The organism is Rhizobium sp. AP16 (genome assembly GCF_000281735.1).
GTDB classification, from domain to species: domain Bacteria; phylum Pseudomonadota; class Alphaproteobacteria; order Rhizobiales; family Rhizobiaceae; genus Rhizobium; species Rhizobium rhizogenes.
On record NZ_AJVM01000086.1, the window covers coordinates 49696 to 66784 of the forward strand.

At 63.3% G+C, this 17089-nt stretch carries 12 protein-coding genes; 7 read left to right on the forward strand and 5 right to left on the reverse strand.

Annotated features, from left to right (window positions below):
• The first annotated feature begins 12 nt into the window (after window positions 1-12).
• From PMI03_RS29500 to phnN, 3 genes are read left to right on the forward strand one after another with little or no spacing between them, the layout of a single operon-like run.
• The gene (locus tag PMI03_RS29500) at window positions 13-705 is read left to right on the forward strand and encodes a DUF1045 domain-containing protein (RefSeq protein ID WP_007703027.1); all 693 of its coding nucleotides are present in this window, start codon (window positions 13-15) and stop codon (window positions 703-705) included.
• Between the two features lie 10 nt (window positions 706-715).
• A complete protein-coding gene (locus PMI03_RS29505) occupies window positions 716-1855 on the forward strand; it encodes an alpha-D-ribose 1-methylphosphonate 5-triphosphate diphosphatase (RefSeq protein ID WP_007703030.1) in 1140 nt (379 codons plus the stop codon).
• Window positions 1852-2454 (forward strand): phosphonate metabolism protein/1,5-bisphosphokinase (PRPP-forming) PhnN, encoded by a 603-nt coding sequence (gene phnN, locus PMI03_RS29510; RefSeq protein WP_007703033.1) that lies wholly within the window; start codon window positions 1852-1854, stop codon window positions 2452-2454. Before PMI03_RS29505 ends, phnN begins: the two co-directional genes overlap by 4 nt.
• 22 nt (window positions 2455-2476) lie before the next feature.
• On the opposite strand, the gene polA is transcribed toward phnN, so the two are convergent.
• On the reverse strand, window positions 2477-5479 hold the full coding sequence (gene polA, locus PMI03_RS29515; protein ID WP_007703036.1) for a DNA polymerase I: 3003 nt from the start codon (window positions 5477-5479) through the stop codon (window positions 2477-2479).
• Window positions 5480-5910: 431 nt separating this feature from the next.
• On the opposite strand from polA, the gene PMI03_RS29520 reads away from it, so the two are divergent.
• Window positions 5911-6342 (forward strand): MarR family winged helix-turn-helix transcriptional regulator, encoded by a 432-nt coding sequence (locus tag PMI03_RS29520; protein WP_007703039.1) that lies wholly within the window; start codon window positions 5911-5913, stop codon window positions 6340-6342.
• On the opposite strand, the gene PMI03_RS29525 is transcribed toward PMI03_RS29520, so the two are convergent.
• Window positions 6343-8679 (reverse strand): EAL domain-containing protein, encoded by a 2337-nt coding sequence (locus PMI03_RS29525; protein WP_007703044.1) that lies wholly within the window; start codon window positions 8677-8679, stop codon window positions 6343-6345.
• Between the two features lie 197 nt (window positions 8680-8876).
• On the opposite strand from PMI03_RS29525, the gene PMI03_RS29530 reads away from it, so the two are divergent.
• The 3 genes from PMI03_RS29530 (at window position 8877) to PMI03_RS29540 (ending at window position 13053) form a co-directional block, all read left to right on the forward strand.
• Window positions 8877-10262 (forward strand): M20/M25/M40 family metallo-hydrolase, encoded by a 1386-nt coding sequence (locus tag PMI03_RS29530; RefSeq protein WP_007703049.1) that lies wholly within the window; start codon window positions 8877-8879, stop codon window positions 10260-10262.
• 86 nt (window positions 10263-10348) lie between these two features.
• Entirely contained in the window at window positions 10349-11272 is a 924-nt protein-coding gene (locus PMI03_RS29535; protein ID WP_007703052.1) for a nucleoside hydrolase, read from the forward strand.
• The gene (locus tag PMI03_RS29540; RefSeq protein WP_007703055.1) at window positions 11269-13053 is read left to right on the forward strand and encodes an adenine deaminase; all 1785 of its coding nucleotides are present in this window, start codon (window positions 11269-11271) and stop codon (window positions 13051-13053) included. The genes PMI03_RS29535 and PMI03_RS29540 overlap by 4 nt, the downstream gene beginning before the upstream one ends.
• Here the strand turns inward: PMI03_RS29540 and PMI03_RS29545 are convergent.
• The 3 genes from PMI03_RS29545 to PMI03_RS29555 all read right to left on the reverse strand — a co-directional run bounded on the left by PMI03_RS29545 (window position 13050) and on the right by PMI03_RS29555 (window position 16918).
• Window positions 13050-14225, reverse strand: a complete 1176-nt coding sequence (locus tag PMI03_RS29545) for a M20 aminoacylase family protein (protein ID WP_034519802.1) — start codon at window positions 14223-14225, stop codon at window positions 13050-13052. The genes PMI03_RS29540 and PMI03_RS29545 overlap by 4 nt on opposite strands.
• Window positions 14226-14306: 81 nt before the next feature.
• Complete coding sequence (locus tag PMI03_RS29550; RefSeq protein ID WP_007703062.1) at window positions 14307-15368, reverse strand: ABC transporter ATP-binding protein; 1062 nt, start codon at window positions 15366-15368, stop codon at window positions 14307-14309.
• Window positions 15365-16918 carry an iron ABC transporter permease gene (locus PMI03_RS29555; RefSeq protein WP_174010250.1) on the reverse strand — a complete coding sequence of 518 codons (1554 nt, stop codon included), beginning with the start codon at window positions 16916-16918 and terminating at the stop codon, window positions 15365-15367. The genes PMI03_RS29550 and PMI03_RS29555 overlap by 4 nt, the downstream gene beginning before the upstream one ends.
• Window positions 16919-17089: the final 171 nt, after the last annotated feature.

Here is a 17089-nt window from a genome sequence, read left to right on the forward strand (position 1 = left end):
AGGAATATAGCCTTGCGCTACGCTCTCTATTTTACGCCGCCAAAAGCCGATCCCCTGACGGCGCTCGCCGCCCGATGGCTCGGCCGCGATGCCTTTTCGAATGAAATCTTTTCCGACAAGGCGATCGGCGTCGTGCCCGAGAACCATGCCGAGGTCACCGCCGATCCGCGCCGCTACGGCTTTCACGCCACGCTGAAGGCGCCTTTCGAGCTGGCAAGCTCGGTCACGGAGCGCGATCTTCTCGACGTGGCCGCCGATTTCGCCGCGCGCACGCCGGCCTTTGCCATTCCTGAGCTTGTGCTCGGCCAGCTCGGCCAGTTCTTCGCGCTCGTTCCGGGAGCCGTCTATCAGCCGCTTCAGGATTTCGCCGCTCAAGTCGTCAAGACCTTCGAGCCGTTTCGCGCCGCCCTTTCCGAAGCCGATATTGCGCGGCGCAAGCCGGAGGGATTGAGCGAGGCGGAGCGTGCAAACCTGCTGCGCTGGGGCTATCCTTACGTGAACGACGAGTTCCGCTTCCATATGACACTGACCGGCAAGGTCGCGGCCGAGCAACAGGCCAGCATCCATGACCTGCTGCGCGATCGTTTCGCCGATCATACCGGCAAGCCGCTCGATATTTCCGGCCTCGCCGTCTTCGTCGAAGAAGAGCGTGGCGCACCCTTTACCGTCCGTTCCTGGCTGCCGCTTGCCGACGCCCAAAAGTGAAAGACCTGACATGACCAAAGAAATCGTCCTCTCCAACGCCCGCATCGTCCTCGAAGACAAGATCCTTGAGGGCTCCGTGCTGATCCGCGACGGGCGGATCGCCGATATTTCCGACGGCAGGTCCGGTATCGGCGAGGATTTCGAGGGCGATTATCTGATCCCCGGTCTGGTCGAGCTGCATACGGACCATCTGGAAGCCCATTATTCGCCGCGCCCCGGCGTGCGCTGGAACAAGACGGCCGCCATCCAGGCGCATGACGCCCAGATCGTCACCTCGGGCATCACCACCGTCTTCGACTGCCTGCGCATGGGCTCCGACGAAGACGGCGGTTTCGAAAAGGGCGAGATGCGCGACATGGCCGACGCCATCCAGGCGGCACAGCGCGAAGACCGGCTGCGCGCCGACCACCTGATCCACCTGCGCTGCGAGGTCTCCTCCGACAACGTTCTCGATCACTTCCAGGATTTCGAGAAGGACCCCTATGTCCGCCTGGTCTCGCTGATGGACCACGCGCCGGGCCAGCGCCAGTTCCAGACAATGGACCAATACATCTTCTACTACCAGAAGAAGCGCGGCCTCAGCGACGAGGCCTTTGCCGTTTTTGTCGCCAAGCGCCAGGCAGAATCGGCCCGATACGCAACGCCGCATCGCGATGCCATTTCGAAGGTCTGCAATGAGCGCGGTATTACCATTGCCAGCCATGACGACGCGACGCTTGTCCATGTCGACGAGGCGATCAATTACGGCGTGCGGCTGGCGGAGTTCCCGACCAGCGTCGATGCGGCGAAGGCATCGCATGGGGCCGGCATGAGCGTGTTGATGGGCGCGCCGAACATCGTGCGCGGCAAGTCGCATTCCGGCAACATCGCCGCCCGCGATCTCGCCGAACTCGGCGTGCTCGACGTGCTCTCCTCCGATTACGTGCCGCTCAGCCTGTTGCACGCGCCCTTCATTCTCGCCGACGAAGTCGAGGGTATCTCGCTGTCGCAGGCGATCGCCATGGTCACCGCGACCCCGGCCAAGACCGTCAGCCTCAACGATCGCGGCCGCATCGCCGAGGGACTGCGCGCCGATCTCGTGCGCGTCCGCCGCGATCACGGCGTGCCGGTGACGCGCTCGGTCTGGCGGGAAGGACGGCGTGTGGCATGACGCTCGACGCCAAGACAGAGCCGACTAAGGACCTCTCGGCAAACACAGCCGGGATCATGGTCGTGGTCGTCGGCCCGAGCGGCGCCGGCAAGGATACGCTGATGAATCTCGCCGCCCGGCATTTCGCCGGCCGGTCGGACATTCATTTCGTCCGTCGCGTCATCACCCGCTATGGCGATGCTGGTAACGAAGACCACAGAAGCGTCTCCGACGCCGATTTCGACGCCATGGAACAGGACGGCGCCTTTGCCGTCTCCTGGGAGGCGCACGGCCTGAAATACGGCATTCCTAGTGATGTCGAGGGCGAACTCGCCAACGGCCACCTCGTCGTCGCCAATGGCTCCCGTTCGGTGCTCCATCGTTTCCAGGCGGCATTTCCGAAGCTGAAGGTCATCAACGTTACGGCGCGGCGCGAAGTATTGGCGGAGCGGCTGATAGCGCGCGGCCGAGAAAGCCGCGAGGACGTGCTGAAACGGCTGGAGCGCGGCTCGCTCACCGTTCAGGGCAGCTACGATGTCGCCGACATCGACAATAGCGGCACGCTGGAAGAGGCGGGCCGTGTGATCGTCGCAGAGCTGGAAACGCTTATAAGACGATAGGAATCAGCTTGAGATAAGGCGCTCAATGCGCCTCATCCCAATTGTTCGCCGCCCGCGCATCGACCTTCAGCGGCACGGACATATTAACCGCCGGCATGGCGGCATTTTCCATGACCGAGACGATGACCGGAGTCGAGCGTTCGACATCGGCGTCCTCAACTTCGAAGATCAATTCGTCGTGCACCTGCAGCAGCATGCGAACGCGATCGCCAAGGCCCGCATCGGCCAGCGCCGGCTCCATCTTGATCATCGCGCGGCGAATGACGTCGGCGGCCGAGCCCTGAATCGGGGCATTGATCGAGGCGCGCTCGTTGAAGGCGCGCACGGAGGGATTGGAGGAGCGGATTTCCGGGAAATGGACGCGGCGGCCGAAGATGGTTTCGACATAGCCCTTGTCACGCGCCGTCGCCTTGGTGCTTTCCATATAGTCGCGAATGCCGGGGAAGCGCTCGAAATATCGCTTGATGTAGTCGCCGGCTTCCGAGCGCTCGATCGACAGCTGATTGGCGAGGCCGAAGGCCGAAATGCCGTAGATGATGCCGAAGTTGATTGCCTTGGCGCGGCGGCGCACTTCGCTCGGCATGCCCTCGATCGGCACGCCGAACATTTCCGACGCCGTCATGGCGTGAATATCGACGCCATCGGCGAAGGCCTGCTCGAGCTGCGGAATATTGGCAACATGCGCCAGCACACGCAGTTCGATCTGGCTGTAGTCGGCCGAGATCAGCTTGTGGCCGGGCGTCGAGATGAAAGCCGTGCGGATCTTGCGGCCTTCAGCGGTGCGGACCGGAATGTTCTGCAGGTTCGGCTCAGAGGAGGACAGGCGCCCGGTCGTGGTCGAGGCCAGCGAATAGGAGGTGTGGACGCGCTTGGTCTCAGGATGGACGTAGCCCGGCAGTGCGTCGGTATAGGTGGATTTCAGCTTGGTGAGCTGGCGCCAGTCGACGATCTTACGTGGCAGCTCGAAGCCGGCAGCCGCCAGGTCTTCCAGCACCTGCGCCGAGGTCGACCACTGCCCGGTCTTGGTCTTGCTCCCTCCGGCAAGGCCCATCTTGCCGAAGAGGATATCGCCGAGCTGCTTGGGCGAACCGATGTTGAAACGCTCGCCGGCGAGCGTATAGATCTCGTCCTCCAGCCGGGCCGCACCCTGCGCCAGCTCGCCGGAGAGACGCGACAGGATTTGCCGGTCGATGGTGATGCCGCGCTCTTCCATATGGGCAAGCACCGGCACCAGCGGCCGCTCCAGGCGCTCATAGACGGTTGCGAGTTTTTCTGCTGCCAGTCGGGGCTTCAGCACCAGCCAGAGGCGCAGCGTCACGTCGGCATCCTCGGCGGCATAGGCTGTGGCGCGGTCGATATCGACGAGGTCGAAGGTGATGTTAGACTTGCCGCTGCCGGCAACGTCCTTGTAGGCGATCGGCTTATGGCCGAGCCAGCGTTCCGACAGGCTGTCCATGCCATGCGTGGCGTTGGCGCCGCCGTCGAGCACGTAGGACAGCAGCATCGTGTCGTCGAAGCCCTTGGTCTCGATGCCATAGCGCTTCATCAGCAGGTAGTCGTATTTCAGGTTCTGCGCGATCTTGAGGACGGAAGTATCCTCCAGCAGCGCCTTCAGCCGCGGCAGCGCGTCGCGCAGCGGGATCTGGTTGTCGGCAAGTCCGCCACCGAGCAGGTCTCCGACACCATTCTTGTGGTTGAGCGGGACATAGGCGGCGCGGATGGAAGCGCCCGTAGGATCGTTCTTGTTATCGGCAATCGCCAGCGAAAAGCCGACGATTTCGGCTTGCATGACATCGAGCGACGTCGTCTCTGTGTCGAAGGCCACGATGCCGGTTTCGCGCGCATCCGCGATCCACTGGTCGAGGGTGGCGACATCGCGGATGGTGGCATATTTCGAATGGTCGATCGGTGCGGTGGCGAAGCTTGCCGCGCGGGCCTTGGTGAGGTCGGCAGGTTCGGTCAGCCCCTCGACACCCACGCGCGGCTTGACCGCCGGCGCGGGAACGGAAGCGCCCTCGGCCGCGACGGTGCCGCCGGCGACGAGCTCGACATTGTCTCCGACATCGAGATCCGGGCCGTGGGCGGTGTCGCCCCACTCGACCTTGACGTCAGATGGTTCGATCGCCGTCGGATCGCAATTGCAGGCCTCGGCGACGCGGCGCGTCAGCGAGGTGAATTCCATAGCCTTCAGGAAGCCGACCAGCTTCGGGCCGTTCTGCGGCTCGAGCACCAGTGCGTCGAGCGGCAGTTCCAGCGGTACGTCGGTCCTGAGCGTCACCAGCTGCCGGGAAATCCGGGCCAGATCGGCGTTGGCGATGATGTTTTCGCGGCGCTTCTCCTGCTTGATCTCGCCGGCGCGGGCGAGCAGCGTGTCGAGATCGCCGAACGTCTCCAGAAGCTGCGCCGCCGTCTTCGGGCCAATGCCGGGGATGCCGGGCACGTTGTCGACCGAATCGCCGGTCAGGGCCTGCAGGTCGATCATCTTTTCCGGCGGCACGCCCCATTTCTCGATGACGTCGGGAATGCCGATCTGCTTGTCCTTCATGCTGTCATACATGTGGACCATTGGGGTAACGAGCTGCATCAAGTCCTTGTCGGAGGAGATGATGGTGACGTCGGCACCGGTTGCCTCGGCCTGGCGGGCATAGGTGGCGATGATGTCGTCGGCCTCGAAACCGTCCGTCTCGATACAGGGCAGGTTGAAGGCGCGGGTTGCCTGGCGAATGAGCCCGAATTGCGGGATCAGCTCTTCCGGCGGCGCCGAGCGATTTGCCTTGTAGGCGTCGTAGATATCCTTACGGAATGTCTTCGAGGAATAGTCGAAGATGACGGCGAAATGCGTCGGCGTCACGCCGACCGACGTATCGCGCGCCGAGGTCAAAAGCTTCCACAACATGTTGCAGAAACCGGAGACGGCGCCGACCGGCACTCCATCGGACTTGCGCGTCAGCGGCGGCAGGGCATGGAAGGCCCGGAAAATGAATCCGGAGCCGTCGACGAGGAAGAGATGATCACCTTTTTTCATGGAAGCATGGATAGCGTGGTGCACTTCCAACGTCCATATAAAGTTCCATCAGACAACGCGCGGACAGGCCAAATCTCTCACTGAAACGTTACCAAGTTTTAATCAATCTAAACTGCATATTCCCTTGAAAAACCATATTTGGAACCTCATTTCATACTCACCGGCGATTGATTACGCCGAGGGTCTGACAACCGGCCTGTCCCCCGCCATGTCAGACTTGGACAAAGGCCTATCCCCCTCTCCGGGCCTTTGTCCTCCTTTTCTAAGCCGCCATGGCGCCCCTCCAGGCCATGGCGGCTTTTCTGTTTGATCCGCTCGCACAGCCCAGCGGAACGCTGCTCGAAATACCGTTGCAACTCCGCCGATTCCGGACAGGCCCCGCCCGAGAATTGCCGATTGTTTTGGCCCGGAATACTGGCATAATTACAATCATGGGATTTAACCGGACGGACTCCGCGACCTACCTTGCCAATCAGATGGCAAAGGGATTTTCCCGCTCGTTACAACAACGTGCGGCACGGCTCGGCTTTTCCCCCGGTCAGTTCCCGATCCTGCTCGAATTATGGACCGAAGACGGGCTGACGCAGAAGCAATTGCTGGAGCGCGTCGACATAGAACAAGCGACGATGGCCAATACGCTATCACGCATGGAGCGCGACGGGTTGGTGGAGCGCCGGCCACATCCATCCGACAAGCGCGCGCAGTTGATCTTCCTGACCGGCAAGGCCACCGCCATGCAAACCGAAGCCGTCGAGGCCGCGATCGCGGCGGACAGGGACCTCTTCAGAGGCTTCCGCACCTTCGAGCGCGAATTGCTGCTCGAATATGTCAAACGCATCCTGGAAAACGCCAAACATATCTAATCAGGCTACGGTCTTATCCGATGCGGAAAACCTGCTGCTCGGCTCGATATCAGGCTTGCCCAGTAGGAAGCCCTGAAGTTGCGCGCAGCCCTCCTCGACGACGATACGGCGCTGGCTCTCCGTTTCCACACCTTCCGTCACCACCGGCATGTTCAGGCTATGACCGAGCCCGATGATGGCGCGCACGATGGAACGGGCCGCCGGATCATGTTCCAGCGCCCCGGTGAAGCTGCGGTCGACCTTGATCTTGTCGAAGGGAAAGGCGCGCAAGTTGCTTAGCGAGGAATAGCCGGTGCCGAAATCGTCCATCACGACACGAACGCCCAACCGGTGCAGACGCTGCAGGGTTGAGAGCACGACAACGCGGTCGCGCATCAGGGCGGCTTCGGTGATCTCGAGCTCCAGCCGATGCGGATCGAGACCAGTCCTTGCTAAGATCTGCGCCACCTGATCGTACAAGGTCGGAATCATGAATTGCACCGGCGAAACATTGACGGCGATACTGGCCTTGTCGTGCCAGCGCGCCGCCTCGATGCAGGCCTGTTCCAGCACCCACTCGCCAAGCTGGACGATCGATCCACTCTCCTCGGCGATCGGGATAAAGGTATCCGGCTCGATCACGCCGCGCACCGGATGATCCCAGCGCAACAGGGCTTCATAGCCACTGATCTGACCGTTTTGAGCGTCGAGAATGGGCTGGTAGTCGACATGGAGCTGTCGGCGCAGGATCGCCTGACGAAGGTCGCTTTCGATCTGGCGGCGGGTGCGGACCGTTTCGTCCATACCGGCATCGAAAAAGCACGCGAAGCCACGGCTGGTATGTTTGACGCGGTAGAGGGCGATATCGGCATTGCAATAGAGCTGCTCGGCGCTGTGGCCATCCCGCGGATAGATGGCGATCCCCAGGCTGACGCCGACGGCAGTCGGATCGCGCGCCGTGTCCATCTCCGCGGCGAATTCTGCCAGGATGCGCTCCGCCAGCCGGCGCGCACCCTCCGGCTGCGATTGCCCCGGCTGAATGATCGCGAATTCATCGCCGCCGAGCCTTGCCACCGTGTCGCTATCCTCGGCCGAACGACGAAGAATATCAGCGACCTTGCAAAGGATACGGTCCCCTTCGGCATGACCGAAAACGTCGTTGATCGCCTTGAACCGATCGAGGTCGAGGCAGAAGACGGCGGCCTCCGTCCCCTTGTGCTCTGCCATCTGCAAGGCCTGACGGATGCGCTCGTCGAAAAACGCGCGATTGGGGAGATCCGTCAGCGTATCATGATGGGCCAGATGCTCGATCATCTGCTGCGCCTGCCGGCGCTCCGTCAAATCCCGCACGACCAGCACGCGGCATTCGTGCCCGCGATAGATGATGGTGCGGATGACGACCTCGACGGGAATGCTCCTGCCGCTTTCACTTAAGAGCGCGGTTTCCAGCGAAGCGGCTTCCTCGGGGCGCATGGCGGCGTCCGGCGTGAGAAAATCCCCCGGCGACTTACCGATCAACCGCTGCAACGACCAGCCCGAAATGGCGACGAACCGCTCATTGGCATCGATGACGCGGCCGTCGCGAACGATCAGCATACCCTCAAGCGAGGCATTGGCGAAACCGCGCAAATCGGTCAGATGGCGGTCGACGAAGGCGGCGCCAAGCGCAATCAGAACCAGCCCCGTCGATGCCGCCATGATGATGCCGGCCAGCACGATACGGTCGATCGAAAGGGTCGCCGCCTCCACAGTCGGGTCCGGTGTCAGCGTAACGCCGCTCATGGCGGTAAAGTGCAGGGCGCAGATCGCCAGCACCAGAAGCAGCGTGCCGAGCGCGATCCGCCGTTGGCCGCCCATGCGGAAAAAGGCGACGAAGGAGAGTGCTCCCAAAGCAGCGCCGGCTGCAATTGCCGCCAATGTCCGTGACGGATCGTGGGCAAGGATCGCTGGCGCCTGGATGGCCTGCATGCCGGTGAAGTGCATGGAGGCGATGCCAAGTGCCATCAGCATGCCGCCGATGGCAAAAGAGATGGTGTTGTCCCATTCGAAAGCGACCGCAATGGCGAACCAGGAACCAAGGATGGCAAAGACCACGGAGAGGATCGTGAGCGAGAGGCCGTAGCTGATCGGCAGACCGCCGTCATAGGCCAGCATGGCAATGAAGTGCGTGGCCCATATGCTGACCCCGCTGGCAAAGGCGGCAGCGACCACCCAATAGCTGCGCTGCTGCGATCGGCATTCCTGCGCCCGCGAAAACAGCAGCATCGTCGCCAGGCTGCCGATCAAGCAAATGGCGGCTGCGACGAAAATCAACCTGATGTCGTGCTCGTCGCGAATGCATGCCATTACAGAGAACATTCAGCATCTCCATTTGCTTTTATCGATCGAGCTTATTTTCGATGCTCTAAATAACCGTAAATTAAATAGGCGACTATTTATGCTGAAACGCATCCTCCGCATGCGGCAATCGCACTGCGAAATTTTCGGATTTCCCGCCTCGAAACCGGCCGGGCTTTGGTCTATCGTCCCAGCAATTTCCATGTAAGGAGTCGGATATGACCGATGTATCGCCCGTTCTCGACCGTGCCGATGAGAACCTTCCGTCCAGCCTCGACAATCTGTTCGAACTGCTGCGCATCCAATCCATCTCGACCGATCCCGCCTTCAAGCCGGAGTGCCGCAAGGCAGCGGAATGGCTCACCGCCTATCTGATCAAGCTCGGCTTTACGGCATCCGTGCGCGATACGCCCGGCCACCCGATGGTCGTTGCCCATCATGATGCCGCCAGCGCCGATGCGCCGCATGTGCTGTTCTACGGTCACTACGACGTACAGCCGGTCGATCCGATCGAGCTTTGGGAGAGCGATCCCTTCGCCCCCGCCATCAAGGACATGGGCGACGGCCGGAAGATCCTGGTCGGGCGCGGCACCTCCGACGACAAGGGCCAGTTGATGACCTTCGTCGAGGCCGTTCGCGCCTACAAGGAGATCCAGGGTGAGCTGCCGGTTCGTATCACCATCCTGTTCGAGGGTGAGGAGGAGTCCGGCTCACCGTCGCTGAAGCCCTTCCTCGAAGCCAATGCCGCCGAGCTGAAGGCCGACTACGCGCTCGTATGCGATACCGGCATGTGGGACGGCGACACCCCGGCAATCGCGGCCGCCCTGCGCGGTCTGGTCGGCGAGGAAATCACCATCAATGCTGCCGACCGCGATCTGCATTCCGGCCTCTACGGCGGCGCGGCGGCCAATCCGATCCATATCCTCTCCGATATCCTTGCCGGCCTGCACGACGAGACCGGGCGTATCACGCTTCCCGGCTTCTACGATGGCGTGGAGGAGACACCCGCCAACATCAAGGCTTCCTGGGAAACGCTCGGCCGCTCGGCACAGAATTTCCTCGGCGAGGTCGGCCTGTCGATCCCGTCGGGAGAAAAGGGCCGCTCGGTACTGGAACTCACCTGGGCGCGGCCGACAGCTGAGGTCAACGGCATCTGGGGCGGCTATACCGGCGCCGGCTTCAAGACGGTGATCGCAGCCAAGGCTTCAGCGAAAGTTTCCTTCCGCCTTGTCGGGCAACAGAACCCGGCAGCGATCCGTGACAGTTTCCGTGCCTATGTTCGCTCGAAGTTGCCGGCCGACTGCTCGGTGGAATTCCACGAACATGGCGCTTCGCCGGCCATCCACCTGTCCTACGATTCGCCGGTACTGACCAAGGCGAAGAGCGCCCTTTCCAATGAGTGGCCGAAACCGGCGATCGTCATTGGCATGGGCGGCTCGATCCCGATCGTCGGCGACTTCCAGAAGATGCTCGGCATGGAATCCCTGATGGTCGGCTTTGGCCTTGCGGACGACCGCATCCATTCGCCGAACGAGAAGTATGAGCTGCGGTCCTATCATAAGGGCATACGCTCCTGGATCCGCATCCTCGACGCACTCGCTTGAGCGAACGAACGGCGGCGCGCGGTCCCGGTCGCGCGTCCCTTCGATGGCGCCTCCCCCTCTTTTCAATTCAACAGACAGGCACGGCCATGGGGATCTGGATCGATACCGACATGGGGTTCGATGATATCGCCGCCATTCTGGTGGTCGCGCATTCGAGCCTTGCGATCGACGGCGTCTCGCTGGTGAGCGGCAATGCACCGCTCGCGCAGATACGCGCCAACGCCGCCAGCGCCGCAGCCGCCTTCGACTGGACATTCCCCATCCATACCGGCCGCGAACTGCCGGTGCTCTGCAAGCTGGAAACAGCGCAAAACATTCTCGGTTCAAGCGGCATACCGACCGAGGGCAAGAGCCTGCCGCCGGCGGATGCGCTTCCTTCCAGCGATGCCTTTGCCGCCCTTTGCGACTGGCTGGCGGACGGCTTGGGGCCGAAGCGGATCCTCGCACTCGGTCCGCTCACCAATATCGCCGCGGTGGCGCTCGCCCGGCCCGATCTTGCCGCCCGCATCGACGAGCTGACATGGATGGGTGGCGGCGTGACCTCCGGCAACCACACGGCCTCGGCCGAATTCAACGCCTTTGCCGATCCGGAAGCGCTCGCCATCGTGCTCGCCCATGGCCTGCCGCTTCGAATGATCGATCTCGACATTTGCCGAAAGGTGCTGGCGCGGCCCGACGATGTCGAACGGGTGCGTCAGGCCGGTGGCAAGAATGCCGAACTGCTTGCCGATCTCCTCGGCGGCTACGTCAACATCGCCATCAGCCGCGGCCGTCCGGCCATGGCGGTCTACGATCCGACTGCCGCCGCCATCTTCGTCGCCCCCGATATCGCCAGGCTCCAGCATGCCCGGATCGATGTCGAGCTGTGGGGGCAGCACACACGCGGGCGCACCGTCGTCGAGACGCGCGCATCGCATGCGGAATTCAACGCCCATTTCGCCGCCGAGATCGATGCCGACAGGGCTCGCGCCATCATATTCGACGCCATGATCAATGAGGCACGCCGATGATCCAGCATTCCCTCGAGCCCGGCGACCTCAACGCACCTGAGCTGCGCGCCCGCGCGGTTGCGGCTGCGCGCGGCGATGCGCCCTTTGATCTGCTCATCGCGGGCGGCCGTTTGGTCGACATGGTGACCGGCCAGATCCGCGCCGCCGATATCGGCGTCGTCGGGCCGCTGATCGCAAGCGTGCACGCGCCGGGTAGCCGCACCAATGCCGCCGAGACGATCGATGCCGCGGGCTGCTTCCTCTCGCCCGGCCTGATCGACACACATATGCACATCGAAAGCTCGATGGTGACACCGGCCCTCTATGCCGAGGCGGTGTTGCCGCGCGGGGTCACGACCATCGTCTGGGATCCGCATGAGTTCGGCAATGTGCATGGCCTTGATGGCGTGCGCTGGGCGGTCGAGGCGACCCGGCTGCTGCCGTTGCGGGTGATCCCGCTCGCACCGTCCTGCGTGCCCTCCGCCCCCGGGCTGGAGCTGGCGGGCGCCGATTTCGATGCCTCCGCCATGGCCGAGATGCTGGCCTGGCCCGAGATCGGGGGTGTTGCCGAGGTCATGACCATGCGCGGCGTTATCGACGGCGATCCGCGTGCCAGCGCCATAGTCAACGCCGGGCTGCAATCCGGTAAGCTCGTCTGCGGCCATGCCCGTGGTCTCGAAGGTGCCGATCTCAGTGCCTTCATGGCAGCCGGTGTCTCCTCCGACCACGAGCTGACCTCCGGCGCCGATTTCCTCGCCAAGCTTTCCGCCGGCCTGACCATCGAGCTGCGCGGCTCGCATGACCATCTGCTGAGGGAATTCGTCGAGGTCATCAACGATCTCGGCTTCCTGCCGCAGACGGTGACGCTCTGCACCGACGACGTCTTCCCCGACGAACTGCATGTCAACGGCGGCCTCGATGATGTCGTCCGCCGGCTGGTGCGCGACGGCTTGAAGCCGGAATGGGCGCTCCGGGCAGCAACGCTCAACGCTGCCATGCGGCTCGGCCGCAACGATCTCGGCCTGATCGCCGCCGGCCGCCGTGCCGATATCGTGCTATTCGAAGACCTCCGGGCTTTCAAGGCGAAGCGAGTGATCGCCAACGGCGAGATCGTCGCCAAGGCCGGCAAGATCGCGGGCACCATCGCGCCTCTCGATACAGCCCCGCTGCAGAACTCGATCAAACTCGAGCCGCTGACTGAGGATGACTTCCGCGTACCGGCCAGCGGCAACCGCGTGCGGCTTGCGACGATCGACCGGCCGCGCTTCACGCAATGGGGCGAAATCGAAGCCGAGGTGGCGGACGGATATGTCGTGCCGCCGGCCGGGACCACCATGATCGCCGTCGCCCATCGCCATGGCAAGGCGGATGGACGCCCACGCGTAGGCTTCCTCACCGGCTGGGGCGAATGGCGCGGCGCGCTCTGCACCACAGTCTCGCATGACAGCCACAATCTGACGGTCTTCGGCGGCAATATCAGAGACATGACGCTCGCCGCCAACGCCGTCATCGCAGCAGGCGGAGGCCTGGCTGTGGCGAGCGACGGCAAGGTCCAGATCGTGCTGTCGCTGCCGCTTTCCGGCCTGGTGAGCGATGCACCGCTTGAAGAGACAGCCCTGACCTTCAGTGTTCTGCGCGAAGCAATGGACAAGATCGTCGACTGGCAACCGCCCTATCTCGTCTTCAAGGCGTGCTTCGGCGCGACACTTGCCTGTAACGTCGGACCGCATCAGACGGATCGTGGGATTGCCGATGTGGTGACGGGGCAAGTGTTGGAGACGGCGGTGCTTGGGAAGATTTAGGCGTCAGCCCCCAGGTCCTGCTCCACCAACGTCGTCCAGAACGCCACGCCCGACGCAATGGCGTCATCGTTGAAATCGTAAGCCGTGTTGTGATGCAGCGCTCCGTCTACAGCGGGGCCGTTGCCGAGCCAGACGTAGCAGCCCGGGGCATTCTGGCCGAAGAAGGCGAAATCGTCGCCGGCGGTGGAGGGCGGGAAGCGGGTGAGAACTTTTTCGCCGAAGATGGCAGTCGCGGCTTTCAGCGCCCGCGCGGTCGCCTCGGGATCATTTACGACCGGCGGGATGCGGCGCTCGAACTGGTAGTCCACCGCGATGCCGTACATCGCCGCCGTGCCATGCGCCAGCCGGCCGATCTCCTGTTCGAGCTGATCGCGGACTTCCGGTGTATAGGCGCGCGCCGTGCCGCCGATCTCGACGGTGTCGGGGATGACGTTCAGGGCCTTGGGGTCGCCCGCTTGTACCGAACAGGCGCTGACGACGGCCGGCTGCAGCGGGTCAACGACGCGGCCGACGATGGTCTGCAATGAGGAGAGGAATGTCGCTGCCGCCGTGATCGGGTCCTTGCCGAGATGCGGCTTGGCGCCATGGGTGCCGGTGCCGCGAAAGGTGATGCGCCAGCTATCCGAGGAGGCAAGCTGCGGCCCTTCGACCACGGCCATCTCATCGATATCGAGACTCGGCATATTGTGCAGGCCATAGACGGCATCGCAGGGGAAAAGGTCGAAGAGGCCTTCCTCGACCATGCGCTTCGCGCCGCCGCGCCCTTCCTCGGCCGGCTGGAAGATGAAATGCACGGTGCCGGAAAAGCCGCGCGTTGCCGCCAGTTGCCGGGCAGCGCCCAAAAGCATCGTCGTGTGGCCGTCATGACCGCAAGCATGCATCTTGCCGGGGATGGTGGATTTATAGGGCTTGTTGCCCTTTTCCGGCATGGCGAGCGCATCCATGTCGGCGCGAAGGCCGATGCGACGGGTGCCGTTACCAACCTGCAGCGTGCCGACGACGCCGGTCTTGCCGAGGCCACGATGCACCGTGATGCCAGCTTCTTCCAGCAATGTCGCGACGATGCCGCTGGTGCGCTCCTCCTCGAACCCCAATTCCGGATGAGCGTGCAGGTTATGGCGAAGGGATGTCAGAAAGGGGAGATCCTGGGAGATCTCATCGGGAAGAGACATGGGGGTTCCTTTGACATCGGCCATGATGGCGGCCTCACCTTATCTTCCCTAAAGCGCCGACGGCTTCAACCCAAAAACAGCTCAGACGCCAGTCTTGTCGAAGACATGCGCATTACCAAGCACGGTCACCGAGACCATGCTGCCGATCTCGGGCAAGCCGACGCCGGAGCTTTTGATGCTCAGCGTCTCGGCGCCATTGGCCTGGGAAAGGACGACCGTCACGGTGCAGACGGCACCGCCGAATTCGACGTCGGTAACCTTGCCGACGCAGGCGGCGCTCGCTCCGGCATCATCGAGGACGCTCAGTTGCAGTTGTTCCGGCCGCAGCATGATATCGGCGCGGCCCTGCCGACCGTTGGTGTCGGTCGGAATACGGCCCAGCGCGCAATTGGCAAAGCCATCGCCAAGGTCTGCCGGCAGCAGGATGGCGTCGCCGAGAAAGGTGGCGGTCTCGCGATCCCTAGGATGGAGGTAGAGCGTTTGCGGAGTTCCGGCCTGCACCAGCTTGCCATCGCGCAGAACGGCGACCTGATCGGCGAAGGACAGCGCCTCGGCCTGATCATGCGTCACCAGGATCGTCGTGATGCCGGCGATTTGCAGGACGCGGGCGACGGCCTTGCGCATGTTTTCGCGCAGGCCCGTGTCGAGTGCGGAAAAGGGTTCATCGAGCAGCATCAGCCGTGGCTTACGGCCAAGCGCGCGGGCAAGCGCCACACGCTGCTGCTGGCCACCGGAGAGCTGATGCGGGCGGCGATCGAGCATGTTGCGATCGAGCTCCACCATGTCGATGAGCGCATTGATCTGCTCGGCGCGATCCGGCCGTCCGCGCTCCATGCCGAAGCTGATGTTATCGGCCACGCTCAGATGCGGAAACAGCGCACCATCCTGCGAGACGATGCCGATGCCGCGACGATGGGCGGGCACGACGGATGGACCATCCGCCAGCGTTTCGCCTTCCAGCGTCACCTGGCCGGCATCCGGGGTCTCGAAGCCGGCGATGATGCGCAGCAGCGTCGTCTTGCCGGAGCCGGACGGACCGACGATGGCGGTGCGGCTGCCGGGAGCGACAGTGAGGTCGATAGTATCGAGCGCGCATACCGGTCCGTAGCGCTTGCTGATGGTCTTGATCGCCAGAAAGGTCATTGTCCCGCCGTCCGCTTGGATTGCGTGTAGAGAAGAAGGGTGAGCGGCAGTGACAGAACCACCATCATGAAGGCGTAGGGCGCGGCGGAGACATAATCGATCTCGCTGGTCAACGACCAGAATTTCGTCGCCAGTGTCACCGTACCGTTCGGCGACAGCATCAGCGTCGCCGTCAGTTCATTGGTGATCCCGAGGGCAACCAGCGCGACGCTGGCGGCAAAGCCGGGAGCGGCAAGGCGCATGGTGATCTGCCGCACGGCTTGGGCCGGCGTGCGCCCGAGCGCCATGGCGGCGCGTTCGAGCTCGACTGGGGCCTGGGCGATGCTGGCGCGCAAGCCCACCATGGCGCGCGGCAGGAACAACAGGACATAGGCAAGCAGCAGCGTTGCGAAGGTCTGGTAGAGCGGCAGGATCAGCCGCACCGTGATCGACACCAGCGCCAGGGCGACGACGACGCCCGGCAGCGAGCCAACATAGTAATGGCAGGCCTCGAGGATACGCTGCAACCGGCCGGGCGCGCGCACCGAGAGCCAGGCCATCGGGATGGCGGCGACGGTGGCAAGCAGTCCGCCGGCAATCGCCAGACCGATGGTCTGCAATAGCGCATTGCCGACCGTCTCCATCCGCCAGATGCCGGCGCCGCCCAGGTAGAGCCAGCGCGCCAGCGTCACGAAAGGTACGCCGAGCGTGAACGCGGCCACCAACACCGGAAGAGCGACGGCCGGGACGACGAACCAGCCGAGACGGCGGCGATCCGCAGGACGAGCGGCACCGGAGCCGACGCGGGCATAACGCTCGTTGCCGCGCACCAGCACTTCGATGCCGAGCAGCAAGAGACAGCAAAAGACGAGGACGCCGCCGAGCATGTTGGCAGCGGGGCTGTTATAGGCGGACTGGAACTGATCGACGATCGCGGTCGAAAACGTATCGAAGCGGATCATCACGTAGAGACCGTATTCCGCCAGCAGGTGCAGGCCGATCAGCAGCGAGCCGCCGCAGATGGCAAGGCGAAGCTGCGGCAGGATCGCCCGGAAGAAGACGCGCCAGGGATTGAGGCCAAGCGAAGCGGCGGCATCTTCGATCGCCGGATCGAGGCGGCGCAGCGCTGCCGCCACCGGCAGATAGAGGAAGGGATAATAGGCCAGCACCGACACGAGCACGCCGCTCGACAGCCCGCGCATGCCGGGCACCAGGCTGACCCAGGCGTAGCTGTGCACGAAAGCCGGCACGGCAAGCGGCGCGACCGCCAGCCAGGACCACAGGCGTGCGCCGGGGATATCGGTACGCTCGGTCAGCCAGGCGAGCGTGACGGCAAGCAGGATGCAAAGCGGGATGGTGCAGACTTCGAGAAGAACGGTATTGACCAGCAATTCGCCGACGCGATTGCGGAAGATAAGCGCGATGGCTTCGTTCCAGCCGGTGTCGACAGTGATCCAGATGATGAAGCCGAGCGGTACCAGGCTCAGAAGAGCGACGACGGATGCAAGGGCGATAACGGAAGCGTGCGGAACGCGGCCGCGAGACGCAGCCGTCAGCGGAGGCACTCGCATGGCAGCGGCCCGACCGGCCGGCGCGGCATATGTGTTCTTCTGCAGCAAGTCTCAGCTGCCTTTCACGCCCTGAAACAGGAAGGCAACCGCCGTTTAAGGCGATTGCCGGGATCGAATTGGCCAAAAGACCATCCGCATGCCCCTAGCAGGGCATGCGACAGTGATGCAAGA